The 24682-nt window shown below is 39.9% G+C and carries 26 protein-coding genes; 6 read left to right on the top strand and 20 right to left on the bottom strand.

Annotation, left to right across the window (positions count from 1 at the left end; genetic code table 11):
- Window positions 1-12: 12 nt before the first annotated feature.
- Complete coding sequence (locus tag EXE10_RS12860; protein WP_005000189.1) at window positions 13-408, bottom strand: hypothetical protein; 396 nt, start codon at window positions 406-408, stop codon at window positions 13-15.
- A gap of 225 nt (window positions 409-633) precedes the next feature.
- Window positions 634-939, bottom strand: coding sequence for a hypothetical protein (locus EXE10_RS12855; RefSeq protein ID WP_005000193.1), 306 nt, complete (start codon window positions 937-939; stop codon window positions 634-636).
- 387 nt (window positions 940-1326) lie between these two features.
- Between EXE10_RS12855 and EXE10_RS12850 the strand changes: the two genes are divergently transcribed.
- Window positions 1327-2355, top strand: coding sequence for a hypothetical protein (locus EXE10_RS12850; protein WP_005000195.1), 1029 nt, complete (start codon window positions 1327-1329; stop codon window positions 2353-2355).
- A gap of 640 nt (window positions 2356-2995) precedes the next feature.
- Here EXE10_RS12850 and EXE10_RS12835 read toward each other — a convergent pair.
- Genes EXE10_RS12835 through EXE10_RS12825 form a run of 3 tightly spaced genes read right to left on the bottom strand, consistent with a single transcriptional unit; the run spans window position 2996 to window position 4342 of the window.
- Complete coding sequence (locus EXE10_RS12835; RefSeq protein ID WP_005000449.1) at window positions 2996-3400, bottom strand: hypothetical protein; 405 nt, start codon at window positions 3398-3400, stop codon at window positions 2996-2998.
- Entirely contained in the window at window positions 3397-4086 is a 690-nt protein-coding gene (gene parA / locus EXE10_RS12830; protein ID WP_005000446.1) for a ParA family partition ATPase, read from the bottom strand. The genes EXE10_RS12835 and parA overlap by 4 nt, the downstream gene beginning before the upstream one ends.
- 16 nt (window positions 4087-4102) lie before the next feature.
- Complete coding sequence (locus tag EXE10_RS12825) at window positions 4103-4342, bottom strand: hypothetical protein (RefSeq protein WP_005000443.1); 240 nt, start codon at window positions 4340-4342, stop codon at window positions 4103-4105.
- Window positions 4343-5963: 1621 nt separating this feature from the next.
- Between EXE10_RS12825 and EXE10_RS12815 the strand changes: the two genes are divergently transcribed.
- The 5 genes from EXE10_RS12815 to EXE10_RS12795 are packed head-to-tail and all read left to right on the top strand — an operon-like array spanning window position 5964 to window position 9095.
- On the top strand, window positions 5964-6335 hold the full coding sequence (locus tag EXE10_RS12815; RefSeq protein ID WP_005000442.1) for a hypothetical protein: 372 nt from the start codon (window positions 5964-5966) through the stop codon (window positions 6333-6335).
- Window positions 6322-6741, top strand: a complete 420-nt coding sequence (locus EXE10_RS12810; RefSeq protein ID WP_005000439.1) for a hypothetical protein — start codon at window positions 6322-6324, stop codon at window positions 6739-6741. The genes EXE10_RS12815 and EXE10_RS12810 overlap by 14 nt, the downstream gene beginning before the upstream one ends.
- A 7-nt stretch (window positions 6742-6748) precedes the next feature.
- On the top strand, window positions 6749-7834 hold the full coding sequence (locus EXE10_RS12805; RefSeq protein ID WP_005000437.1) for a type IV secretion system protein: 1086 nt from the start codon (window positions 6749-6751) through the stop codon (window positions 7832-7834).
- Window positions 7834-8622 carry a VirB8/TrbF family protein gene (locus EXE10_RS12800; protein WP_005000436.1) on the top strand — a complete coding sequence of 263 codons (789 nt, stop codon included), beginning with the start codon at window positions 7834-7836 and terminating at the stop codon, window positions 8620-8622. Before EXE10_RS12805 ends, EXE10_RS12800 begins: the two co-directional genes overlap by 1 nt.
- A 14-nt stretch (window positions 8623-8636) precedes the next feature.
- A complete protein-coding gene (locus EXE10_RS12795) occupies window positions 8637-9095 on the top strand; it encodes a TrbG/VirB9 family P-type conjugative transfer protein (protein ID WP_228256830.1) in 459 nt (152 codons plus the stop codon).
- A 38-nt stretch (window positions 9096-9133) separates the two neighbouring features.
- Here the strand turns inward: EXE10_RS12795 and EXE10_RS12790 are convergent, their stop codons facing one another.
- From EXE10_RS12790 to EXE10_RS12725, 15 genes are all read right to left on the bottom strand, one after another.
- Window positions 9134-9904, bottom strand: a complete 771-nt coding sequence (locus EXE10_RS12790) for a DNA adenine methylase (RefSeq protein WP_130113628.1) — start codon at window positions 9902-9904, stop codon at window positions 9134-9136.
- 149 nt (window positions 9905-10053) lie between these two features.
- Window positions 10054-10332 (bottom strand): hypothetical protein, encoded by a 279-nt coding sequence (locus tag EXE10_RS12785; RefSeq protein ID WP_130113627.1) that lies wholly within the window; start codon window positions 10330-10332, stop codon window positions 10054-10056.
- Between the two features lie 97 nt (window positions 10333-10429).
- The gene (locus EXE10_RS12780) at window positions 10430-12946 is read right to left on the bottom strand and encodes a hypothetical protein (protein WP_130113626.1); all 2517 of its coding nucleotides are present in this window, start codon (window positions 12944-12946) and stop codon (window positions 10430-10432) included.
- A 9-nt stretch (window positions 12947-12955) separates the two neighbouring features.
- Complete coding sequence (locus EXE10_RS12775) at window positions 12956-13774, bottom strand: phage BR0599 family protein (protein ID WP_130113625.1); 819 nt, start codon at window positions 13772-13774, stop codon at window positions 12956-12958.
- Window positions 13771-15468, bottom strand: coding sequence for a hypothetical protein (locus EXE10_RS12770; protein WP_130113624.1), 1698 nt, complete (start codon window positions 15466-15468; stop codon window positions 13771-13773). Before EXE10_RS12770 ends, EXE10_RS12775 begins: the two co-directional genes overlap by 4 nt.
- A 3-nt stretch (window positions 15469-15471) precedes the next feature.
- Window positions 15472-16374, bottom strand: a complete 903-nt coding sequence (locus tag EXE10_RS12765; RefSeq protein ID WP_130113623.1) for a hypothetical protein — start codon at window positions 16372-16374, stop codon at window positions 15472-15474.
- A gap of 11 nt (window positions 16375-16385) precedes the next feature.
- Entirely contained in the window at window positions 16386-17219 is an 834-nt protein-coding gene (locus EXE10_RS12760) for a hypothetical protein (RefSeq protein WP_130113622.1), read from the bottom strand.
- 127 nt (window positions 17220-17346) lie between these two features.
- Window positions 17347-21186 (bottom strand): transglycosylase SLT domain-containing protein, encoded by a 3840-nt coding sequence (locus EXE10_RS12755; protein WP_130113621.1) that lies wholly within the window; start codon window positions 21184-21186, stop codon window positions 17347-17349.
- A gap of 2 nt (window positions 21187-21188) precedes the next feature.
- Entirely contained in the window at window positions 21189-21344 is a 156-nt protein-coding gene (locus tag EXE10_RS21500) for a hypothetical protein (RefSeq protein WP_165383016.1), read from the bottom strand.
- A 26-nt stretch (window positions 21345-21370) separates the two neighbouring features.
- Entirely contained in the window at window positions 21371-21826 is a 456-nt protein-coding gene (locus tag EXE10_RS12750) for a DUF6631 family protein (RefSeq protein ID WP_130113620.1), read from the bottom strand.
- Complete coding sequence (locus EXE10_RS12745) at window positions 21826-22599, bottom strand: hypothetical protein (RefSeq protein ID WP_130113619.1); 774 nt, start codon at window positions 22597-22599, stop codon at window positions 21826-21828. Before EXE10_RS12745 ends, EXE10_RS12750 begins: the two co-directional genes overlap by 1 nt.
- Window positions 22596-22790: a hypothetical protein gene (locus EXE10_RS12740; protein WP_130113618.1), complete on the bottom strand. Its 195-nt coding sequence runs from the start codon at window positions 22788-22790 to the stop codon at window positions 22596-22598. Before EXE10_RS12740 ends, EXE10_RS12745 begins: the two co-directional genes overlap by 4 nt.
- A 1-nt stretch (window position 22791) precedes the next feature.
- Window positions 22792-23232 (bottom strand): Gp37 family protein, encoded by a 441-nt coding sequence (locus EXE10_RS12735; protein ID WP_130113617.1) that lies wholly within the window; start codon window positions 23230-23232, stop codon window positions 22792-22794.
- Window positions 23232-23657, bottom strand: coding sequence for a DUF1320 domain-containing protein (locus tag EXE10_RS12730; protein WP_130113616.1), 426 nt, complete (start codon window positions 23655-23657; stop codon window positions 23232-23234). Before EXE10_RS12730 ends, EXE10_RS12735 begins: the two co-directional genes overlap by 1 nt.
- 15 nt (window positions 23658-23672) lie before the next feature.
- Window positions 23673-24671, bottom strand: a complete 999-nt coding sequence (locus tag EXE10_RS12725; protein WP_130113615.1) for a major capsid protein — start codon at window positions 24669-24671, stop codon at window positions 23673-23675.
- Window positions 24672-24682 lie beyond the last annotated feature (11 nt).

Genomic DNA, 24682 nt, shown 5'->3' with positions numbered 1-24682 from the left:
TAGGGCAGGGGGTTAATAATCCCAACGGCTTGCAACTGATCTAAAGTAAATTGATTTTTCATAGCCTAGTTTTCTTTCTACTGAAAACTTCCAACGGTTTACCGATGGCTTATCTATTCCTGAAAAATAAATAGGGTTAAAATTTGGTACTCGATAAACCTTTCTTTTTTTACAGCTCGGAATGCAATTTAAAATTTCATCTGCAATCATTTCATTATCACATTCAAAAATTGCATCACTGCCCGCTTTAATCACTTTGCTTTTTTCTAGTACCCCATACCAATTAAGGAGAATATAAAAGCGGTATATATGGGAAATATCAACGCTATATAGCCCTTTCATATCTTTGTATGATTGAGCTGTTTCAACTATAGGCAACTCTAACGAAAGTTGTTCTTTACTGGTCATAACTCAAAGCCTTTTTTATTAGATCGCCAATCGACCTGACAAATATATTATACCTATATTGATTTGTGAGTACAAAACAATATAGGTAAATTAATGTAATAGCGTTATGCGCCCTGATTGCTCTTATTTTTCGCTGTAGTGGGTTGTTTCCCTTTCCTGTGGTTTTGGTCACTCCCGATCTGAACCAAGCCCGCAGGCATTAAAAAAGCCCCTTGCGGGGCTTACTTATGTTTGCTTTAGATAGGTAAAGTAAAAGTCTAAAATTTGTTTAAATAGATTAATTGCTTCGTGATGTGCTTCAGCAATATTGGAATGTTCATGGGTGAAATAAAACTCATGTGGTGCTTTATCTATGTAGATAGTAATAATGTTTGCATCTTGCATTTGACAGTTTCCAAAGGACACGCAAAATGTACCTTTTGGACTTTCAAGATAGGCTCTTGAGTAGTAATCGAAGTTTGCTTTTTCAAAAGCATTTAGTAGTTCAATAACTATTTTTTTAGTATCCAACTTTGTGAAAATATTGTTCATAATTAATCACCTATTATTTAAGTCGCCAATCGACTTAATAAATACATTATACATATAATGATTTGTGAGTACAAAACAATATATGTAAACTTTTGAAATTATTATTACTGCTATACTAATTAACATTAATACGCATAATATGATTTGTGAGTACAATACAACTTAGGTATAATATTAGCTCGAAAGTTTACGCACGTATTGGGAATGCTTCAGCATACCCAATGCTAAGTAAAGCTTTGAGCAATCAACCGACTGTAGGCAAGGGCTACCGTTCTCGCAGGCATAGAGGGCGATAGTAGAAACACTATATATAGTGGCTAGTAGGTATGAGATCCGCACTAGATATAGTGTTATAGAATTACTTAATTAAAAGCAGGGCAGGGCTTCATGGCGAACTTATCTAATGAATTTGCAATACCTTTAAAGGTCGTTACTGCACGTTGCCAACACTTGAAAGCAAGTTTTAAGGGTATCTTTAATAAGATTGAATCAAAGGCTATCAAGTATAAAAACGATGATAAAAAAATTAGTTCTTTGGTCACTTGGGATGATTGGATATATGCAGGCTTAGACTGCTATGCTCCAGACTGGCAGAAAGGTTTAAATGTTGGTGATGCAATTCCCGATCATCTAATCAATAATTTGCCTTGTCCTACTGGTGAACTGGTCACGCTCGGTTCTTGGATGCTGACAAAGAATATTTATAGATTTGAAAATGAGGTAGCAACTGAACTAACAAAAAGTAAATTTGAGGGCAATTTGCCAAACTTTTTGATCAATGTTCCTGAGCTGTGCATTTACGTTCAAACTGATAATTTTGATTTGCACTTTCAGCAATCTAAAATTTATGGAGTGATATTTACCTTAACTGAACTTTGCTATCAAAAAGTTTTAGTATCTACGATTTTTCTTGATACTGGTTTAACTCGAACAATCGTCTTATTAGTCAATGAAGAAAAAGCTATAGAAGATTGTTTATCAGATTTCATAGATGAATTTCATGATGACCGTTCAATATTAGATGAAAATGAAATAGATCAATACCAATCCCTACAAAAGCAACTTATCAATATTTTGCTTTGGTTCAGTTTATCTAAGCCTGATTATGTCCCATTGCTTCCTGACAACCATAAGGAAAGGGTAGGCGTTCAGACCGTAAAGCGTGTGCCTAGATTATTTGAAGCCCAAAAGTACAAGCCTTTTATTGCAGGCAAGGAAATGTCTAAGCAGATTAAAGCCGTAAATGATCAATTAACTGAATATTCTAAACAATCATCAAAAGTACACCGCAGACCACATTTAAGGCGGGCGCACTATCACTTGTATTGGTATGGGGCAAAAGGTAGTTATGAACGATACGATTTTAAATGGATACCTATAACTTTAGTTGGCGGTACTATAAAAAATATGGACTGACCTTTTTGACATTTCCCCCGCACTCATAACCCACTTAAATCATTCAATAAAGTAGATGCCTGGTCAAGACTGCATACTTGCAGTTTTGACCAAGCATCGGAATATGATTTTTCACAGTAAGAGTTTTGGCCAAGTATGGACCAAGCAATGAAATTGCAAGTCCATACGTGCTAAAACGGTTTTAATTAATAGGGTAGGGCGGTTTTAATGGCGGGAAAACATAGAAGATAGACTGGCATAAGTAATGCCCAAAAGTAGCAAAATTCCACGTATTCGCAAAATTAGAAAACAGAATACAAGCATACTTAACCAAAAAAACTTAGTCCCAGTTAAGCTAGGGAAAAAGAACATAATAATTGCAGGCATTAAAAAGCCAGTGATGATAAGTACCCTGATTATAATTTTCTGCATGTCAGTCCCTCCAAAGACAAATAAGCCCCACTTATTGGCGGGGCGGTATTTCTAGCAACTTAAAAATATTAGATAGATAGGGTCGCTTATTTTGGCTCTCCAATTCATTTATAGCGTACTCAATTGCAACCTGATCTACCTGTGTAATTAGGTAATCAAAGTTTTTTTGATCAATTTCATTATTTATGATCACCTTATTTTTTAGATCATTTAGGTTCATATCAAGCCCTTAATTTTCATCAAGCTTTAATAAGTTTTCATTGATAAGCCAAGCCGATAATGCCTGTCTAATTTGGTCACTTCGGTTGATACCATGAACAGCCTTAAAGCTGTTTATCTTCACATCATACAAGTGATTAATGGTGTAGATTAATTGCTTAGAATTACCCTTACTTAATTCTTCACTGTATGGCGCACTTGGATTGTTTAAATAGAAGTCCAAAGCCGATCTAGCAATATCTGCTAGTACGACTTTTCTTTTATCCGCTACTTTCTCGATCTTTTTGTATAGATCGGGATTGATCTTAATTTTTTGAATTTTGTCAAAGTTCAAAGAATTAACAATGTGAGCCTTTTCATTTGCAATATGGGCATTGCTACTGGTCACAGTAGCATTGCCTTTAGGTGCTTTCATTCAGTCATTCCCTCACGTTGTAAAATTTCATCAATTAAAGCATCGACTTCGGCAATTGCTTTCTTATCCTGTTTCCCATGATCATCTTTATATTCATAGATAGACAAGCCCTCGCCCAATGAACGTGAAAAAGCAGTTCGTAACGCAATCTTAGTGTCCAAAATTGGTAAAGGGTAACTTTCAGCTAACCACTCTTTAACCTCATTAAAGACCTTAGTTTGTGGGTTTACGCCACTCAATAAAAAGTAAGCTGAAAAATCACGATAGCCCTTAATTTCATTGATTGATTTTAAGGTTTCTTTAGTAGCCCAAGCATCCAATGGACTTGTCGTATTTGGAACGATCGCAACGTCACAAGCTACAATAGCAAGGCGTGTTAATTCTGACTGTCTGCCTGCGCTGTCAGTGATTACAAAGTCATATTTTGATTTAATTTTAGCAATCTCTTTGGCTAAGTTGGTTTTTGGTACACCAATAACAGTAAAGCCTAAATCAATATCTGCTTCTTCACGTACAGTAGCCCAGTCAAGTGAACTAGCTTGCGGGTCACCATCAACTAACAGTACGTCATACCCACGTAGAGATAAGCCCATAGCTAAATTAATTGAAGTCGTTGTTTTAGATACACCGCCTTTCTGATTAACCAATGCTATTACTTTAGATAATTTTTCAGTGTTATTGCTCATGTTCTTTTCCTTTAAATTAAGTATTGTCTGTTGTTTTTACTGATCGTCTGCTTTCAGGAAGAATGCCTTTATCGACCATTGAATTAATTAAAAAATCTGTTTGGCTTAAATTGTTATCTTTGCAGAATTTAATAAGTTTCAACTTATCTTCATGGTTCATACGTGTTTGAAATCTATCTTCTTTGACAACTTCTTTAACACTGTTTTGATTACCAATCATTGTTGATCTTGTCTTACCTTTAGTAGATTTAATCATAGGTATATTCCCTAACTATTTATACATATATTAATTTGTACTCACAAAACAATCAAGGGGTATTTTAGATACTTTTGTAATTGTTCTCTATTGTTCTAATAGTTTGTTATTTAAAGTCTTTATAAGTAAAACTATATATAAGCAATACTTATATATGTACTGGGAATAGGCGCTATTACAATAAGGCGCTTATCTGCTTCAACCTCACAACCTTAGTCGTTTTCGCTTCGCTTCAACCGCCTTGCGGTTGGTGAGATTGAGCAGATTTCGGCAATATTCACCCTAGATAGCCTAAGCAAAAAAAATTGCTTAAAATGGCTATCTTGAATATTGCCGTTGTAGCATTGCTGTCGGAGCCGACATCGCTTTCAATCGACACTGTATGCCAATGTAAGGGCATAACAGCAAGTGAGTATTTAGAGCCTTACAGCTCCCCTGCACACGCATTAGCTCACTCACTAGGTCGGCAATCTCAAGGAGGGTTTCCCCAACGTCTTATTTATGCCAGTTCCTAGCGTATTCCCTGCGTCCCCGCCTATTGTGCGTTCATCAGCAAGCGGGCGTTTTACACTGGCTAGGTGCTTAACTCTTGCGTTGGTGATACTGCCGTCACTTGTATCCTCCTGCTACACCAACCGTCTTTAAAACTCTATGCCATTGTTGACCCATTTAAGGCAATGCACTTACAAACATAAAGTTTTATAAAACACAGGAGTAGACGAAGCTCGGCAAATAAACAATGCGCTTATTTGATACACGAATAGACACTAAATTAACGAAGTTTTTTCATTGTATGACTTGCAAAATCTAATATAAATGCAATAATAGAGTTCAGGTACAAGCCTTTCAGGTGAAATCATAACGGTCGCCAAACCTTATGATCTTCGTTAGATGATGTTTACCGCATCAAATAACTGTGTACCGAAGAATATAGAACATAGCCCCGATAGTTGCAAGACTATCGGGGCTTTTTCTTTGTGCGCTATTTCACAATTTCCCTATAACAATCAAAAACTTTTTTTTGCTATTTATTGAAATATCATAGAGTTATAACTCTAAATCACCCTAAATAAAGGGTATCACCACACGCTTAATTATTATTCATAAAATCAAAATAAATTAACTATCGCCCTCTGTGCCTGCGGGAACGGTAGCCCTTACCTACAGTCGGTTGATTGCTCAAAGCTTTACTTAGCATTGGGTATGCTGAAGCATTCCCAATACGTGCATAAACTTTCGAGCCTTTATACTCAATAGTAAAAAATTACAATTAAGTGATTGAATATGAATACTTAATAATAAGAGTGTTATCTTTTTGTTTACCATTTAAAACAGTTGAAATGGTTAGATTTTAGTAAACTTGTTCTATTTTTAAACTTATAGAGTTATACTGTTATAACTCTATAACCGATAAGGCTAGAACTATGAAAAAAATCTTCGTCACAATGGGCATTTTGAGCCTAACAGCACTTACAGCCTGTGCCACAAATACATCATCACAAAAGGGATTAAAAAAATCACCATGCGCTTGCGTATATCAACCAATCCCAAGCGCTGAAAATCAAATCTCTGACCCATTCGCTCAAGTAACTAAAACGGTAAAAACTGGGGGTAATGTCGTATGAAAAAACTATTACTTCCGATCGCTACGGCTTTAGTTTTGACGGCTTGTTCTGACGAGCCTAAAGCGCCTGAAGTGAAAGGGGATGACTATGTAGGCGTTTGGATGAACCCAATAGGGCAACAATCGCAATCAGCAAATGACGTAATTATCAATGATCGAATCATTATTGATAAAAGCACAACTAAAGACGTTTACACCGTCACTATTTTAGCTAAAGGCGTTTTTACAGACATGAAGTTTAAACCTGATAACGGTTTGCTTTGTGCGCCTAACGATGCTTGTTTTCAGCTTGTAGATGGAAAGCTAAAGCTTGGTAGTGAAAGCGGTGTTCTAACTTATGAGAGAGAACAGCAAAATGGAAATCAATAAAATTAAACTCGGTCTAGCTTCTGCGGTTGTCGCTTTAGGTCTAACTGGCTGTTTCACTTCTAAGCCTGACATTTCAGGCGTATGGGTTCCCGAACACACTCCAAAATCTGAATTTTTTTATTCGTACTATGTGATTTCTGAAGCTGATAAACAGGGCAATTTCCCAGTAAAGAAAGTCAATTATCAAATCCAAAACATGAACCAATATAACCCTGCAAAGTTGCCTAAATTTACTGGTGAATCAAGCGGGGTCTTAACATTCGTTAAAGACGATACATATTGCTATGAAGGCTCTTTGGCTAGTGATTGTTTTGTCTATTCAGACGGAAAATTAAGAAAATCAGATACACAAAACTTTTTCTTAAAGACTTCAAAAAACCCGCCCGAAATTCCAGTAATTCGCTGAGGTCACTATGAAAAAGATTATCTATGCTTTCTTGCTTCTGTTTAGTTTTTTTAGCTTTAGCTCGGCTTATGCGGTCGATAACTTTACCAATCCACAAGATTTAGGCAATGGCAGTACACCTACTGGGACGACTGGCGGTTCTAACGGTGCGTATAACTCTAATCAAATATCGCAGAATGTATCTGAAGTTACCAAAAATGGTATGTCTGAATTAGACAAGGTTGTTGATAGTCTGATTACTGGTGTTGATAAAAACATTAAAGACAATTTGCAAGGTTACTATCAGAAAGTCACAGCTCCAATCATTCCAGTTTTTGCAGGCTTTATCATTATTTGGATTTCGTTCCAAGCTATTAAAATGATGTTAGGCATGGCTGTAGAAATTCAGGGTGTGATAGCCACTTTCGTTATTATGCTGTTGATTTGGTCAATCGTATTTTCATGGGATGCTTTCTTTCCATACGTTGCTGAAGTATTCCTCGATGATGTACCGAACCTGATTACTGAAATGACAGGTACAGATTCAAAAACAACATTGCAGTCTTTTGTATCTATTATCTTTGAATCTATCGCATTAGCTTTTAATAACATTGATACAGGTATTACCAATGTCGTTTCGGGCTTCTTCTTTGTCCTGATCTATAGCTTGATTTTTGGTTTAGCCTGCATTGTCTGCGGTTTATTCTTCTTAATTTGGATTATCTGTAAAGTCATTATTGGCATTCTAATCGCAGTTGCACCGATTTTTCTTGCATGTGCAATGTTCCCTGCAACTCGCAGATATGCCACAAACTGGCTACAAGCAATTTTAACCCCTCTTGTTGTTCTTCTTTTGCTGATTGTGAGCTGTGACTTAGTGCTTACTTCAGTTGTCGCAGGCATTCAAAACCTTAATGAAAACGGCAGTACGTTTACTGGGGCTTTCATCATGGTAATTGTTTTGATCGTTGTTATTGGGCTGTTTTGGCTTGTTCCAAAAATTGCAATTTCTTTGGTCGGCAGTGGCTTTGAAGCTTCAACCAGTGCGACTTCAAGTATCACCAGTTCAGGCACCAATATGGTTAAAAGTTTTGGTCGTGGAGGTAAACGCTAATGACACCACAAGAAAAAGCGCAGTTAGACGCTCAAATTAAAGAGATTCAAGACAATACTAAAAAGTCTGAAAATCGTAACGGTAAAATCACTATTTGGGTTCTTGGTTTGGCGACCGTTCTAGGTATAGGTAATGTTGCTCAAGGTATCGCAATTAAAGGATTAACACCTTTAAAACAACCAGTTCCTATGATTGCTGTAATTGATTCTGAAACTGGAATTATGACCAGTGTAGAAAAGTTTGATTCAACTACTGACCCTAAACTTATTGAAAAATTAGTGACCTCCTACTTTTGGGACACTATCAGCAATCGCTATGGCTATTACGGCAAAGTTGGTAAAGACCAACTTTCTGCACAGTACAGCAAAGCTTCTATTTTCTTAGATAGCCAAGATCGTACCGACTTTGAAAATGAAGTTAGCGGAATGAATCAAAACTCACCTTACAACCAACTAGGTGAAACTGGCTCAATCACTCCTAAAGTTATTGCTGTCAACTTTCTTGGCAACAATAAAGTTCAAGCCAACTTTAAAACAACCGTTATTAAAGGTGCTGAAATTCGCCAGTACAGCTACACAGTGACGGCTGACTATATCACTGACAACTTTGACGATCTCAACGTAAAAGATCGTTGGATTAACCCATTTGGCGTGAAGTTTAAGAACTGGAACTTAACGCAAAACTCATCAAATGATGCGTTAGTTACTCAAAACCCAGTTACTCAACCATTGCCTAAACCTGAAGCAAGCACTGCTTCTGAGCCTGTGGCACAGACTTCTAATAATTAATAAGGTAATCGGATATGAAAAAGACCCTTATAAGCATTTTACTTACAGCAACGTGCATTGCTTCAGCGCCAACTTTTGCTCGTCAAATTCCTGTTGGTTTGAAAACGGATAACCGCATTAAAGTTGTTCCGTATTCTGAAAGCCACGTTGTTGAACTATCAACGACTTTTGGTATTTCAACTACTGTCGAGTTTGGAAATGAAACTATCCAAACTGTTGCTTCAGGTGACACGATTGGATGGCAAATAATCCCACAAGGTAATCGTCTATTCATCAAGCCTGCGGAAAAACCACAAGCAGGCATGAACCGTACAAACTTAACCGTAATCACTGATAAGCGAAATTATTACTTCAATCTATTCAATAGTTCACAACCAGTTTATGTACTGCGCTTTAACTATGCAGATGCCAATAGAACTAATCGTTTATTGGCTGATGCGCGACGAGATAAATTTTCGTTTTTTTCGAGATAATTAATCTAATCGCGCATTTCACTCTACGCAAAACAATTTCAATAATTACAGATCACAATTTCTTTAGAAACCTTACTTTTTGCACTCACCTTGGAAGTTAAAGAATATTTGATATCTAAAGATTCAATTCTAAAATCTTTGAACACATTTCTCATTTCTTCATGATCATTTAGTGAAACCATCACTTTGCCTTTTGAGCTGCTCATAATATTAGCTAAGTCCTTATATTGATCATAGCCGAAATCAACACTATATCCTGCTGTATCGAAGTAAGGTGGGTCTGCATAGAAGAATGTGTACTCTCGGTCATACCGATTAAAACAATCCTGCCAAGCTAATTGTTCAACATAAGTCCCTGACAACCTTATATGAGCCTCGGAGAGATTCTCTTCGATTCTGCATAGATTGATAGGTCGACCTGATGGTGCATAGCCAAAGTTCTGACCGACTCGCTTAGCACCAAAAGCATGCTGTTGTAGATAGTAAAAACGAGCTGCACGCTGGATATCTGTTAGACCAGGACAATAGGCTTCCTTTAACCACTTGAACATAGTGCGGCTGGTTAAAGCCCATTTGAATTGCTTTATAAATTCTTCAAGATGATGCTGAACAACGCGATATAAATTGATTAGCTCACCATCAACGTCGTTGATGACCTCAACCTTTGCAGGCTCAGGATTTAGAAAATATAAAGCGGCTCCTCCACAAAACAACTCTACATAGCAGTCATGTTTTGGAAATTTTGGAATCAAGCGCGACGCAAGTTTACGCTTACCACCCATCCAAGGGATAATTGGGCTAGTTTTCATACAGTTCCACCTTGTGCAAAAGCTTTTCATTTTTGTATGCTTGAGCAATCGTGATCGCGATTGCTGGGCTTGCTTATGACACTAGACCTGTCATGAGAGCTGCTTATTGTTGACGCAATGAGCAGCTCCCAGTATTTATCTCCACCCAATTACTTGAATAGATCTTTTACCGCGTTGTAGGCTGTTTTAATTTGATCGATAAAAGTTGAGATAAGTTTCTCGTACACATCCCAATTTGAACCAATATCAATAACCATGCTTTTAATAAAAGCCATGACTGCTTCTTTCTTCTTTGCACCAGTCAAGGTGCCTTGAACCTCAACAGCATCCATGGCATTTGCAGCTGCTTGATAGAGGGTCCGACCTTTGGTTACAGTAGTAAGCACACCAGTCGCCACAGTCGCAATGCTTAACGTTTTCTCAGTCACATTCCTATCTCCTAAAAATTGATAAAACTAAATTATTAAAGAACTTTGAATGTAGACTTACTTCGCCCGCAAATCTTTTAAACTGGTTTAAAACCACCTATACGACAATATCCACATCAATCACATGCTTTTGCAGGCTCTCTAAACTATTCAACACTGCATAAAGTTCGATACGAATTGCAACAGCATTACTAAAATCGGCGATTAATGTTGTGCCTGTTTGATCTGGCACTGGGTTGATATAGAGGGTTGAATCAGTCATACCACTTTTCTCAGCAACCAGTGCAAATGAACCACCACTTGAAGTCTTTTTATATAGCTTGATGCTATAGGTCACACCTACTTCAATTACTGTGGTAACGGCTTGCTGATCGACAATGGAAGTGCCTTGAACTACACGATTACGAAAACGCCATGACACTTTATTTAAAGTGCTCACTGTCGCTGGATAAGCCACATCATTCAATAGAACATTTGCTGGAGGATATGGTCGTGCAATGCGATTCTGTCCTGTAATGCTCAATGTGTTAGCAGAGGCTTCACTGAACTCTCCAGTGGTTGTTCTTGAAAGTAGTTTTAAATTGACGACCTGACCACCTGTGAAAGAACGTTCAGCAGCTGTCGCAATATCACCATAGAACCAAACCGTAGTATTTAGGCTATGCGCTTTTGGCACAGTATCAATACAACCACGTGCAAGCATGACTTGATTACCTGTGTTGAGTACTGTATCAACTCTAAATATTTCATCATCGATTAATACACATTGACCAACGCTGACAATACTTTCATCTATAGTTTGCGTGAGCGTAACCAAAACAGAGGATGCACCAAGAGGCACAGCTTCAGCCAATGAGGCATTAAAAATATACTGTCCTTCACCAACGTCCACATAAGCACTATCACTAATTGTTTTTGCCAATATATTGAAATCTTGCTGAAGTGTATTTGGCTTACGTGCTAAAGGCATGAGATAAGCTTGGTTCGTCATACGGCCAATATCTTCAACTGTAAAGTTTTCCAGCAATTGGGCGTATGGAATTTCCAACAGCTTAACTATTGTGATCTGTACAGGATCTAAATTAGGTGGCTGCCATAAGCTAGGTTGGTCTTGAATGAAGTTTGTAGCGGGCAAACCAAAGACATCTTGAACGGCTGTTACTGTGATTTCACCATTCGTTATAGAGTCATGTTCAACTCGTACCGCACGAACGACAATTGAATTAATACCGCGTTCAGGTAGCTCTAATTTAAATACCGATGCAGGTTGTAATACGTAAGCACGTCGGTCTAATACAACTTTAAAGCGCTTCAAACTGCTTTGTGCGACCTTCATATCACGCGCTGCAACACGCCCAGCGATATCTATAGTGGGTAAACCATTATAATTTTTATTTTGCAAAATGATGCCATGACGTTGAATCGCGGCTAAGTTTTCAGCCCGTGCTGGTCGTGACTCATTGGTAATTGGGTCAATATAAGAAATAATGGTTTGATTGGTGACCAAGTCATTTGATGCGTTATTATCTTCTTCAATACGAAGCAAGCCTGTACTGAAGTTAAAGCTTGGTAATGCCGCCACATCATAGTTATCTCGGATTAGGTCTAAGCGCCAAAGTCCTGTCATTCGATCTACAAACATCGCAGCCCCAATATGATCGAGGACTTCTTGAATAAATGCTTGAATACTGTCTTGTCTACGCCATGCCAAACATAAGCCAAAACCTTCAGTATAGAGTTGGTCCGCTGTTGCTTTGAAACTTGCGACATCAATTTGACTTGAAGCAAAACCGCGGCCCCAAACACGATTAGTTTGTGCCTCATAAATAATATGCGCGGGGTTCATGGCTTTAATTTGGTTGTTACTCATCCAAATTGTCGCTTTCTCAGGATACCAAGTCGCACCATCCCAATTAGAAGTTGTACGTCGTGCTCGGAATGACCACGGCTTAGGATATGGGGAGTTTGAACAGATTAAACCATCATAGAAAAACGTTACACAACCACGATAAGCTGGCACAGCTGCTGGTTCAATAATGGGTGGAACCCAGTCACCTTTACTACCAGGATAATCAACCCCAGCATTTTCGTAATAGCCTTCTCTGATGACTGTGCCATACATCATTTCCAACTCTGCTAATGCAGGTTGATCGGCTGCACCACGCATAATGATCATGCTGCCTTGAATTCCACCTTCAGCTTCATCACCACCAAATAAATTAGGTTGGTTGATGCTGATCGTGCTGCGGTTGGCAGATGAAATGGTTCCTTTCCATGCTGTTTTATCTGAGACCTTAATTTCAACTAAATCATCAAGACCTAAAGAAACCCCCATGTGCAATGACATAAAGTAGCGATAGCCTGTCTTGGTTCGTTTTGATCCAAAAAGGCCTTTCTGCTTTTTATAGATGCCTTGATTGCGGTAATTTCCTAAACCAATCACACACCATGAGGTAAGCCAAACATCGCCAAAAATGACGACTTTAGGCGTTCCATCTTCTGTAGTAGGTAAATCAAAATCATCTATCGTAGCCGCTTTAGGCTGAAGTGGTTTAGGTTGTAGTGCATAACTAATAATTAATGATGCTACGAATAGAGCAATTTGAATCCACATAGTTTGCTCCTAAAATACTCGTGTGCCATCAAATGGAGACTTGCCTGGTGAATGAGGCGTCCCCCCATAATTTAAGACGTTATTAAATTTTGTTTGGCAGGTCGTAAATAGACGATTACAACCTGCGTAAATAGCAACTGTTTGGCCAGCAGCTAAGCCTGAAGTGCCGCCATATAAAGACAGTGCCGCACCTTGATGTAATTCAATGCCACGTTGCTCACTGCCATATTGACTGGTCCATTCGACATATCCCCCTGAATACCATCCATCAGTTTTAGCCGCTGCGGAAGGGAAATTAATGCTGACACCATCAAGTGAATTAATTTGTCCATCGGTACGGAAGGAATTACGAGCTACACCACAGTCGGGGTTATAGAGTTGATGTGGACATATGCGTGTCCATGTTTTACGCAGTCCTGTTTGTTCTAATGATGCAGCTAAAGTCTGGCATTGCACTGAGGCTGTAAAATCATTCGGAAATTTCACCCCGACGATCATGCCCATCCAAACAACGAGAAAACCATTGTCACCATAATGCAAATCAAAAATGGTTACACTAATGGTCTGAGCTGGCGCTACGATACGATACATTTTAGGGATATCAAGTTCAGCAGACATCGTGAGAGTCAGAAGATCTGAAGTAGTATTTTCCGTTTGACGGATACCATCATCAGAAATTCCACCTATAGGTGCTCTAAACGTAATACCTTGATGGCTAATATTCCGATCTGCATTGGTATAGCCCCATTTCAATGGACCACGCTGGAACTGATATAAGCGGACAGGTCGTCCGTTTTGCAAAGACGTTTCATATTCAGCAAAACTCATGCTTCGCGTACTCCTCTAAAAGTTGCCGATGATTTGGCAATACCGTCACTGTCATTCAGGTGTTCAATCACAACGCTATCGTTAGATAAGCGGCAAAGACTGATAAAGCTCACGCGAATGATGTCTGTCGGCAGGATTTGTGCTGGAAAGGTTTCATCTACAGCTAAACGCTCGGTGCTGCTATCTACTTCAGTAGATGCAGTGATGCGACGGTATAGCACCATGCCATTTTTCAAAGTGATTTGAATGTCCTGGCGTCCCAATTGGGATTGGGCAAAACGGCTATAACCGCACCATTGCACATCCATAGTTTGACCACTGGCAACAATGATGGATAAGACCGTTAGATCATCACTGAAGGTCGGTAGCCAAATGGCTTTTTGACTGCCACGTAAGGCATAGAATAAAGCACGCAAAGTGGCTTGCTCTTGGCGTCCAACGGTCATCCAGTCGTATTGATATAAGCCAAAAGCTTCTTGTGCATGGTCTTTTTGCAGCACCAAGCCTGTTTTATTATCCAATTGAGATAACAGGCGTTCATAAGAATGCGTTAGATCATTTTTTTCATTCGGGACTTGTTCTAATACTGGATAACCGCGGTACAGCGTTGTGGGCATTTGTTCAGTATGGTCTAGGGTTTCAGTCGCAATCAATGAAATGGCGGTACGCATCATGCGATCTGTGCGTTTGACCAAGTTGGGTTGACCGTTCAAACGGACTGTAATGGCTGGAGAAAGGCACATACCTTTCGCCCAAGACTTCTGCAATGGGCGTTTTAAAATCAGTCGATCTGACAGCACACTGTCAATTTCAACTGTTTCATTATCAAAGGCGTTGTCACCACGAAGAATCGCCAAACGATCTGCTTTGAAGTTGCGATAAGTGGTATCGCAATAGATGATCATGACTCCCGCTGCATGTGCTGTGGTGAGCCATTGCTGTTGTGACCAAATGGGCATGGCAAAGTTTTTTGCTCCCCAACCAATCATGGCTAAATCAAAAAATTGACGCTCTGCATCGAACAGCAAAAGTTCAGCATCGTATTGAATACGTGGTGATATACGAAGGCTACGACGTTGTTCATAGCCTGTTTTGCTTTGCAGAATATCAGTGAGCCATTGCAGGGTTTCAGTGACTGGTTTTGACCAATCGACCAACCAGCCAAAAGCAACAATACGTGTACCCGTGATGTGTAAGGTGGCTTGGTCTTCACCGAACTGCCAAACTAAATTGGTGTCGATGGTTGATGGTCCATCAGGCAGAATGCTGACATTCCATGCACGCTCTTGTAGTGCCGTAAATGTGAATGGTGGACTTGGCTGCCCTGATACGTTTAAGCCTTCCTCAATACCATCAATGCTTTGAAGGTTTTGATTGACTAAATAGGCATTCCATAAATTAACTGTACTGACTTGCTCAGATGCGACATTCCCCAGCTCTAATGCACTTGGTGAAATATGGATGCGGTTGTAAAAGTCATCAAAATAGCTATTGGTTTTAACGTATTGAATGGCACGACCATTGGCTTCGACTGGGTAATGTGTGGTGAGCGCAAAAACAGGAGCAACAGACACCATTGATTCGTGGTAGGGATACCATTGTTCACCCGTAAAGCCCTCAAAATCGACAGTGATTAAGGGGTTATGATTAGGATTCAGTGGGCTTTGAGAAAGCCAAAAATTGAGGTTTGCCATGGCTTATGGTCCGTCATATCGGATAGCCCAACCGAAAGTGCCAGTGTGATCAATATCGAAGCCACCACCCCTATTGACAGAATATTTTTTGTAAAATGGGAAAATCATCCACTTTTCATTGCCAAGATTGACTATTTGCTCAGGTTCATAGTTATCAATTCTAAGAGTTCTAGAATGTTGAAATTGACATACCAAACTTTTTTTATTAGCTGGTCGGTCTAAATAGATATTTATTGGTAGAAAAATTGCTTCTCCAGTCCAGAGAGATGGAATACGATCAAGTAAAGGACTTATAAAAAGGGCGGACACTGCATTCTTATTTCCTGAAGACCATTTAACCCCATCAAGGTCATGGAAAAGTACTGAATTACTCCAATCATCACTATAATTGTTATTATTCCAAAATGGTGCAGCAGCGCTTGCATTGTATGCACCACCCGCACCACCACCACTTGAACCTATTCGGATACTTCCATTAGTGTCTGTTCTATTTCCAGCACCACAAGCTGTTGCTGAAATCCATGTTCCATTTTCCAATAATGCTGGATTTACTTTTCCAAACGCCAGATAATAGAATGTGTTAGCAAATTTAATCTTAAAATAAACTTCATCGTCAAAAATAAAAATGTGATAAACCACTGGAAATTGAATCAAATTTACGATACCTGGGTTCCCCATTCGAGGCCTTGTTGGTGCTGGATTTAAAAGGCTACTCCCTGAAATACCTGTACCGCCCGTGGCTCTAATTCCTGTAGCAGTGCCAGAAGTGATTACTTCTAACTTAATGTAACAGCCATTCTTTCTTAAAATCCCATCAGCCCAGGTCCAACCTTCAGTTATACATGCAGCCACTAAAACATCTAATAACTCTTGATAACTTGCAACCTGCCCACTGTAATACGCCATTCTTCAACTCCTTATGCGTCTAATTTCATAGCGATATAATCTGCAAACCCAGTACGGCTTACATCTTGCATAACCACCCAGTCAGGTCCACATGTGTTTTCAACAACATTATTAAAGCCACTGACGTAGCGGATACCGTCCAACTCTCCATAAATACCATTGGCATCATTTAAAATAATTGGGAGTAATGGATAGTTATCACTTGTGTCACGGAGCTGGGTGGTTCCCGCCAAATAAGTGTTATTCCAAGGATGCGTTTCAGGCTGTAAATACAGACCTGTATTGAAGCGCATGCCTAAATTCACACGGTTGCCTTTGTATGGCATCGAGTGTGAAATATCTGAATAACGTGTTGCAGCCGCACCGCTGAGCATGCCAGCACAGACAATTGGATATGGGTACTGAGAAGGGCGGGCATAGGGGAAAAACTTTCCAATGTAGAAATGCTCATACACGGGCGTACCGACTTTCATACAGCATGCGATCCGTTGCGGATTTACCGTGAGCCAGTAATCAATACGCTGGTTATGAGCAGGCACACCAGACAATCTAACGCCTGGTTGAGTATCAAAAGTATTGGAGGGTACATAGCCAGTGAAGGTGGCAACACAAAGATTGTAATAATCAGCCGATGCATCTTGATAGGTTCGGACACCGACATAAATTTCTTCAGTACCTGTGTAACCTTTACCTTTTAAGATAAGCTCGCGGTTTGCAACGCTGGTGTCATAACGCATGACCTCCCAAAAAGTGGATGCCACTGCAACATCACGGATTTTTTCAAGCATTTTATAGTGAGCGAGTGTGCCGCCACCGTTATCCACATAACCAATTGCATGAGGCATTTTTACAGTCCAAAAACAGATACTCCGCCTAGTGTGGCGGAGTATCTGAAATTTGACTTTTAAACTAATTTAGAACTTGAGCGAGGTTTAAGCACTGCTTAAACTGAAGCGCAAGAACATAAAAAATCTAGCCAATTTTAAGGGCAGACTTAAATTTAGCAGGGTCACGTGACATCATGACCACTAAATTTTCTTGTGATGCACCAGATTTAAGAACGTCTAAAATCCGTGCTGGGTCATCGACCAAATAGAAATTTTGGTTCGCGTTAAAACTGGTGGCACTTGCGATCTGAGCAGCAGGATCATTCAATTTCGGGGCTTGAATATCAGGGACTGAGATATTTGGTGCATCAACCAAACCGCCATCGGCATAACCCTTAAACTTGTTTAAAGCTTCCATCCCATTTTGGTTAAATGACCACAAAAATTCTTTTGCACCGGGTTGGCTAGTAGACTCTTTGCGAATCACAAATTCATCCTTATGCACGACACCTGCTGGTTGAAATTTACCACCTGCGCCTGTATACCCACCTCTAGCAAAGCCTGTGACTAATCCACCGTCTGAGTAACCCATAGCAGATGATGCCGCTTTAATCGCATTAAAAATCATCTGTTTTAAAATCATTTGAGCAATTTCACGGAGGAAGTCAGATGCAAATTGTTTGAATGCATCGCCAGCCGACTGTGTCCCATCTGCCCAAGCCATAATTGCATCGGTCATACCGCCTGCAATTTTTTCCTCTATTTGACCAAGTGTAGGCAGGAATTTTTTAGACTCTGTATCAACATTTGCAAGACTTGCAGTGAAATTTTCAATTTTTGCAACAGAAAAAGCATCTCCAAGATTTTCAGCTAAGACCTTGGCTTGGTCTGCTAAAGTTTGCATAGTGGGAAGCATCTCAGCGTCAATTGCATCCAAACCATCTGAGTATTGAAATCTTGAAATCTGACCCGCATCATTTTGAATTTTTAAATTCTCTTGGCGCTGTGAGCGCAGACTTTGCAATTCTTCTAGCTGTTTCATTGCATCATTAAATTGCAATGTGAGCTTTTCTTGATCAATCACAAAATCAATTTTGACCAACATTTGTTGGTATTCATTGGCTTGTAATGGATCGGGTTCAGACATCATCAAACTTGCAAGGTCTGCTTTAGGCTGCTTCCATTTTTCATCTACAGCGTTTAGATCAGCTTGTAAGTCATTATCTGAAGATCGTAAAAAGCTTTCATTTAATGAAGTCAAAGAATCTTGCACACGCTTTAAAATTTCAGGGCGTTTGCTCAGCACATCTTCATAACGTTGATTTTCTTTTTCTAAAAGCGCTTTCAATTCAGTGTCTGAATATCCAGCCTTATTGAGATCAGATATACGTTTATTATGTTCAGAAAGTGCTTTTTCCTCATCAGAATAATACGACTCCCGGAGAGAGATTCGATTTTGTTCTTGTTGAACTTGCTGCTTCTGTAATTCATTTTCTGCCGCTACCATTTTGCTTAAATTGGCTTGAGCATTTTCATCATTCAAACCATTAATGGCCGCCAAATTGCGCTTAACTTTTACAAGATAATCTTGCGTTTCTTTAAACCCATAAGCCTTGCCAGATTGAACATTACCTTCACCAGCGTTATAGGCCATAATGACTTTGTCTAAATCTCCATTGAATTTTTCCCATAAAAACTCAAGATATTTAGCTGCTGCATCTGCTGATGCATTCACATTTGTTCGATCTGAAAGACCAAAACGATCTGCTGTTTTGGGCATAAATTGAAATGCACCTTTTGCACCTACTGGTGAACGAGCATTAGGGTTTCCACCAGATTCTTGAGTTGATACTGCGTACAACAGGCCATTTGGGAGGCCTCGTGCTTTTTCTTTGGATGCATAGTCATATTGCTTTGACTGAGCTAAAACTGTTTTATTGATCGATGCCGTCTGTTCGGCAATTTTTTTCTGCTTCTCTTTTTCTTTGGTGACAGCTTCTTCCTGTTTTTTACGCTGTTCTGCAATGTCTTTTACATTTTCTTCAGCTGAAATACTACTTTTAATGGATGCAATTTCGGCAGGTGTTAATGCACCAAAAGTTTGAGTCGCTTTAGGGTCAGCATTTTTAGCGTTAAGTAATTCCTGACGCATGCGTGCTTCTTGCTCAGACACTCCAGATTGCATAGACCCTGCAATCATTTTATTGTCCATCGTTGTAGTGCTTAGCTTTGCTACATAGTCATCGTAAGCCTTACCAAGACCTTTGACTTTTGTGGCTGCACTATCTGCATTTGATCCTACATTTTTAAGACTTTCACCCATACCATCAGTCAAAATCGTTGCTGATGCAACTTGACCACCATATGCAGAGACCACCTGATTTTTCTTATTGAGTTCTGTTGCTGCCTTATTGGTTGAACCTGCTTGTTTATCAATAGAACCTTTTAGGCTATCACTCACATCCTTCAAACCGTTGATGCCTGTTGCCAATTGACCCGCTGTGATTTTACCTAGGCGGTACTGTTCAAATAAGGCTTCTGCTTTTTTCTTGGATTCATCGCTGACATCTGAACTATGTCGAATTGAATCAACCAATCCTAAAAGTTCATTTTTTTGCTCTCTGTAAGCAACCGTGAGTTTTTCAGTTTGGGCAATTGCTTCACGTAATAAAACACGCTGTTGTGTAGCTTCTAACTTTTTATATTCTTCAGCCAGATCCGAGACTGATTTACTTTGATCTTCCAGACTTTCAGTAGCTTCATCCGAGCTGCTCGGCATGAGCAAGAAACTAGCAGCAACACCCGCAGCGGCAATTGCGAGTCCTGGTAGCCCACCTGCGGCTGTAAGTAACCGAGATACTGTACTTAAAGCAGTCAAACGGGCTGCCGTGGTTGTAGCAATACCTGCCATACTGGCCAAAGCCATTTGATATTTAATCGCTTCTATTCGACCCGCAATAAATGCAATAGTCGTTGCAGCAGTGGCTGTAATCATTCGTCCAGCAAATACAGAAGCAACAATCAACCCAGCACGAACGAGCACATCCAAATTTTCCGCAACAAATACGATGGCTGGAGCAGCATTGGCCACCAAAGTATTGGTCACCCCAGTTACACTATTTTGAAAATCACCCAGAGCACTTTTTGCTTTTACGGCATTTTCAACAGTGTCTTGACTTAGAATCGCCCCAGCTTCTTTTGCAGCATCTCCGAATTTCTTAAACCCAGCACCACCTTGCTCTAAAAGTGGAATTAAAGCAGAGCCTTCATCTGCAATGGATTCTAGGTAGAACACCATCTCATTTTCAGATACTCCAGCTTGGCGTAAGGTATTAAAGAATAACTGCAATGCTTCAGGTCCACTCAGCTTTTTAAATTGCTCAGCGGTAACACCCACTTTAGGGGCGACATTCTCAAAAAAGTCCTGTAGTTCACCGCCACCAGTGGCAATGAAATCACCAACTTTGTCACGGGTATCTTTAAAAATATCACCTAGCTTTTCTTGTTCAATCCCGACCTTTTTCGCACCCGCAACATAATATTGAAACTGTTCTACATTGGTTCCACTTAGGTTTGATAGGTTTTTCAGCTCAACCGCTTTATTCAGGGTATCTACAGCAACAGCAATAAAACCGCCTGAAAGCCCAATTAAAGCAGTGAGATGAGGCGTTAGACTGGTGATAGATTTCTCAATCAGACTGTTAGAATCAGCGACATTTTTGGATGCTACAGATGTTTTGCTGAGCCAATTTTCATAGTCTGAAAGCTGTTTTACGCCATCTTTTAAATTGGTTGCACCTGATAGCTTTTTGACTTCATCTGCTGTAACAGCAACAGCTTTCGACGTTTTGGCTTGTGATGCTGTTGCTGCATCTGCCACCTTGCTGGTGTCTTTAATTTCAGCCTTAAGAGATCCAATCTCACGCTTTGCTTGGTTTAAGTCGGCCTGTACTTGCAAGGCAACTTTTAAGTTTTTATTCGCCATGATTATTTACCTCGCAGTGTTTTTAGGTATTTAGAGAGTTCGGGACCGCCTCCAAAGCCTTGGTTGACTGCTTCGATGAGGTCAGCTTTTGCATGATTTTTTTGACGCAGAATGGTGGCATAAAACAGCTCTAACTGACGTTGTGTGTAACGCTGCAAAGCTGCTTTATCATGGCCATTGGAGATTAGGGTTTGGAAGATGTCTGCCCATCGAGCAGTACTTTGTTTTGCTTGCGTAGTGTTCGCTGTACGCTTCTTAAAAAAAAATGCTTGTTTACTTCCCACCAAATCAGGGTTAGATCATCAACTTCAGCGCTTTTTAAGGGTTTAAAGAACTCTTTAGGTTTGCTAATGCTGGCAGAGATCAAGGCTTGCACATGCTGAAATTGATTTTCAAAAAATTCCATTAGGTCATCAATCAAAATACCTTCTTCAGAATGCCCAACCAATTCAGCCAGCTCATCTAAAAACTCTGTATGCAATGGCTTCAGTTCCAACCACTGCATAAATGGATATTCAGCCACAATGATCAATTCACCAGCAATGGTAAGACTGGAGTCAGGGAACATGACCGTTAAGTCCTCAGCAGCTTTTTCAGCTGCTGAAGTTTCACGGCTTTCCGTTTTTACGCGCTCAGCCATTATGGTCCGACCTCATCATCTAGCCATTCGATTTTGCCGTAACCACCAAGGGTGTCATCAAGCGTATTGATTGCATCAATGAGAGTTGCGCCATTAAGAGTAAAATCCGACAAGGTTTGACTGGTCAATGGCAACTGCGACATAGGGTCAAATTGCACTTTATACAAATGCACACGTGCACGACGACCATCTACAGTGTTGATTGCCTCCATGTACAAATAACGCACGGGTGGTTGAGCGGTCAGCATAGAGACACTCGTCATGCCACCATGACTGTAGGCTGCTTTAAATGGTTGAGTTAAAGGTGCTGCCACACCTAGAATTTTAATCAACCCTGAGTGTGGGGATTCAATTGCGTAATCAGTCCCTTCAACTAGGGTTTTAGGTGTAACTGCTGTGCTATCAGTAAGGGCTAAATTAGAAATATTACCTTTATCGAGCAAAATAATTTCATCTGCAACCAACCCAGTAGGTAATAACTCACTGGTAACTGAACCAGCAGAAACTTTATTCAGCTTGCCATGTACGCCTAGTAAAATATTGTCAGGTGTTAATTCACGCAGTACGAGCTCTGGGCTAACAGCTTTTGATTGAATATTGACAACGGACGTACCTTTATTACCTGACCAGTTTTCTTTTCGCTCTTCTTTTTCAATTGATAAAGCGAAGTTTAAAGAACTTTGGTCACCAACCCATTTCAGGTTACGTGGACGGCCATTTACGTTTTCACCAAGGTAGATCTTTCCTTGGAATGCAAAATCTTTCATGGTCATGCTGATTTTTCCTCTACAGATTTAGCCGCTGCCACAGAAGCCTTAGCATCTTCTGCAATCTTTAAATTTTTTAACCACTCTGCATCATGCTCAGGCACTTCAATTTCCATACCTTCGCTATAACGCATTTGCCCGTGTTGGTGGTCTTTTAACAGTTTCACTTTGACGGTTTTAATTTCATCTTTTGACACGTTATTTCTCCCACAGCTCAACGGCTGTTCTGAGTCCGTATTGCCAAATGCCTTGTTTTTCAGAAATAAAACCTTCACCCAAAAAGTAGACTTGAGTAAGGCAGTGGCGTGGACGGAATTTTTTAAGACTGTTTCGAACCTGGTCTAATGTGACCGTGGTGCCATTTGCACCAGTCAACGACCTTAGAACAAGCGTAAGTTGAATATTCACTCGACGACGTTGGGGACGATCTACAACAGGTGCACCAGGATAATTACCACCAGTGTTATCTGGTTCAGCAAAATCACTACTGGTGTACTGCACCAAAATTTCCCCAACAGGATGACGAAGTGCGTAAGTTGAAGGATTGTCAGGTGTTTCAACCACAGACAAGGTCGGATGATGCTGTTTTAAGCGAGCAACGACATCACCAATAATGTCTTGAGTAATCGATTCATCCATCAGTAAAACCCTCCTTCAAAACGACGTTTTGGGGCTTTAACGCGCCAAGGGCCGACTTCATCCACAGCTTTTTTTGAGTTTTCAATACCCAGAGAAAGCTGGCCATTTTGAATTTTGATCAAATCAGCCTCAGCAGACTTTTTCCCTTCTTTAACAGCATCAGGCAGATCGGCACCATCAGGGCGACGGCTGTACAGTCGATGACGAACTAAATCGAGTGCCAGCTCTTTTAACAAATCGACTTTTTGTGGAAGCGGAAGTGGATAACGGCCACGAACCGCAGCATCAATCTTGTCTGAAGCATACTTAATTGCAGCAATCACAATAGATTCATCAAAGTTTTCATTTAATGGATCGTCTTGCGTCAAAGCGCGAAGTGTATGCAGTGGCACCAGTGTTTGAACATCATCAACCGTACAGTACATGGCCTATGCTCCAGATTAGGTTGCAGAGAATTCGACAAGGGCATCAGGTGCAGTACAAACAGATAATGGATTTGACTGAGCTTCTAATTCCCAACCTTTCCCCATTTTTCGTTCTTCAGCTTTGGCATACATCTCTAAACCAAGCGTATTGACTGCTTCGTTATAATTGGCTGGTGCGAGGTAAGTTGCAAAAAGATCATTGGTGATTGGCACTAAACGCGCTTTACCATCTTTGATGAATTTTGTTGGTTCACCTTTTTCGTTTAAAACCTCCACATCGTATTCAATCCAAGTGACACCTGCATGCGTGAACCCAGAGCGATTATCACCACCCAAACGGTCTTCAGCAGCTTGCCAATTTGCATATGCTTTCTGTACATTTGGATGTGCAGTCAATGCATCAAAATAAGTAGATGAACAGTAAGCAACCCATTCACGTACAATTGCACCACCTAATTTTTTCTGGGCATGACGCTTGCCATCTAACACTTGTTTATTAATATCAGTCGTATCAACACTAAATTGAACATTGATGTTTTTAGGTGATACACCAAAAAGCGTGAACAAGTTATGAATTACCGTTGTACCATCTGCATCTAAAATGATTCCCGAAATCGCACCAACACGGTGAAACTCTTTGGTCGCTTCAATGTCATCTTTTAGACCTTGTAACTTGTCATTGATCACTTGGGCTTGTGCAGTTCCTTCAGAACCATCTTCACCGAAAGTTTGAACATTAAGTTCATCAGGCAAAATTTGTGCTGTTTTGGGTAAATGTGGAATTTCCAAGGTAATGCGTTTACGCTTTTTATTGCCTTTGTGGTCAGGATCAGCATTGCGATCTGTATTATTGACCAATACCAATTTTCCGTTAATCGATTCAATCGTGACATTCACAGTCTTTACTGGAATCACTTTAAAAATCTTTTTATCACCCAACATACTTGGTGGCTTTGGCAAAGCATTAATGGCTTTGGTCAACGTTGAGGGTGTAAATAAATCAGCTAAATTCATGTTTTTTCTCA

Origin of the sequence: Acinetobacter sp. WCHAc060033 (genome assembly GCF_004209125.1) — a bacterium.
In the GTDB taxonomy this organism is placed as follows: Bacteria; Pseudomonadota; Gammaproteobacteria; order Pseudomonadales; family Moraxellaceae; genus Acinetobacter; species Acinetobacter wuhouensis.
This window is presented reverse-complemented; position numbering and strand designations above follow the sequence as displayed.

Excerpts from the sequence above, each read along its gene's own strand:
- EXE10_RS12825 (WP_005000443.1), bottom strand. The coding sequence starts at position 4,342 with ATGATTAAATCTACTAAAGGTAAGACAAGATCAACAATGATTGGTAAT.
- EXE10_RS12855 (WP_005000193.1), bottom strand. The coding sequence starts at position 939 with ATGAACAATATTTTCACAAAGTTGGATACTAAAAAAATAGTTATTGAA.
- EXE10_RS12850 (WP_005000195.1), top strand. The coding sequence starts at position 1,327 with ATGGCGAACTTATCTAATGAATTTGCAATACCTTTAAAGGTCGTTACT.
- EXE10_RS12750 (WP_130113620.1), bottom strand. The coding sequence starts at position 21,826 with ATGGCTGAGCGCGTAAAAACGGAAAGCCGTGAAACTTCAGCAGCTGAA.
- EXE10_RS12835 (WP_005000449.1), bottom strand. The coding sequence starts at position 3,400 with ATGAAAGCACCTAAAGGCAATGCTACTGTGACCAGTAGCAATGCCCAT.
- EXE10_RS12790 (WP_130113628.1), bottom strand. The coding sequence starts at position 9,904 with ATGAAAACTAGCCCAATTATCCCTTGGATGGGTGGTAAGCGTAAACTT.
- EXE10_RS12745 (WP_130113619.1), bottom strand. The coding sequence starts at position 22,599 with ATGACCATGAAAGATTTTGCATTCCAAGGAAAGATCTACCTTGGTGAA.
- EXE10_RS12860 (WP_005000189.1), bottom strand. The coding sequence starts at position 408 with ATGACCAGTAAAGAACAACTTTCGTTAGAGTTGCCTATAGTTGAAACA.
- EXE10_RS12780 (WP_130113626.1), bottom strand. The coding sequence starts at position 12,946 with ATGTGGATTCAAATTGCTCTATTCGTAGCATCATTAATTATTAGTTAT.
- EXE10_RS12725 (WP_130113615.1), bottom strand. The coding sequence starts at position 24,671 with ATGAATTTAGCTGATTTATTTACACCCTCAACGTTGACCAAAGCCATT.
- EXE10_RS12800 (WP_005000436.1), top strand. The coding sequence starts at position 7,834 with ATGACACCACAAGAAAAAGCGCAGTTAGACGCTCAAATTAAAGAGATT.
- EXE10_RS12775 (WP_130113625.1), bottom strand. The coding sequence starts at position 13,774 with ATGAGTTTTGCTGAATATGAAACGTCTTTGCAAAACGGACGACCTGTC.
- EXE10_RS12730 (WP_130113616.1), bottom strand. The coding sequence starts at position 23,657 with ATGTACTGTACGGTTGATGATGTTCAAACACTGGTGCCACTGCATACA.
- EXE10_RS12770 (WP_130113624.1), bottom strand. The coding sequence starts at position 15,468 with ATGGCAAACCTCAATTTTTGGCTTTCTCAAAGCCCACTGAATCCTAAT.
- EXE10_RS12765 (WP_130113623.1), bottom strand. The coding sequence starts at position 16,374 with ATGGCGTATTACAGTGGGCAGGTTGCAAGTTATCAAGAGTTATTAGAT.
- EXE10_RS12795 (WP_228256830.1), top strand. The coding sequence starts at position 8,637 with ATGAAAAAGACCCTTATAAGCATTTTACTTACAGCAACGTGCATTGCT.
- EXE10_RS12810 (WP_005000439.1), top strand. The coding sequence starts at position 6,322 with ATGGAAATCAATAAAATTAAACTCGGTCTAGCTTCTGCGGTTGTCGCT.
- EXE10_RS12805 (WP_005000437.1), top strand. The coding sequence starts at position 6,749 with ATGAAAAAGATTATCTATGCTTTCTTGCTTCTGTTTAGTTTTTTTAGC.
- EXE10_RS12735 (WP_130113617.1), bottom strand. The coding sequence starts at position 23,232 with ATGGATGAATCGATTACTCAAGACATTATTGGTGATGTCGTTGCTCGC.
- EXE10_RS12815 (WP_005000442.1), top strand. The coding sequence starts at position 5,964 with ATGAAAAAACTATTACTTCCGATCGCTACGGCTTTAGTTTTGACGGCT.
- parA (WP_005000446.1), bottom strand. The coding sequence starts at position 4,086 with ATGAGCAATAACACTGAAAAATTATCTAAAGTAATAGCATTGGTTAAT.
- EXE10_RS12760 (WP_130113622.1), bottom strand. The coding sequence starts at position 17,219 with ATGCCTCATGCAATTGGTTATGTGGATAACGGTGGCGGCACACTCGCT.
- EXE10_RS12755 (WP_130113621.1), bottom strand. The coding sequence starts at position 21,186 with ATGGCGAATAAAAACTTAAAAGTTGCCTTGCAAGTACAGGCCGACTTA.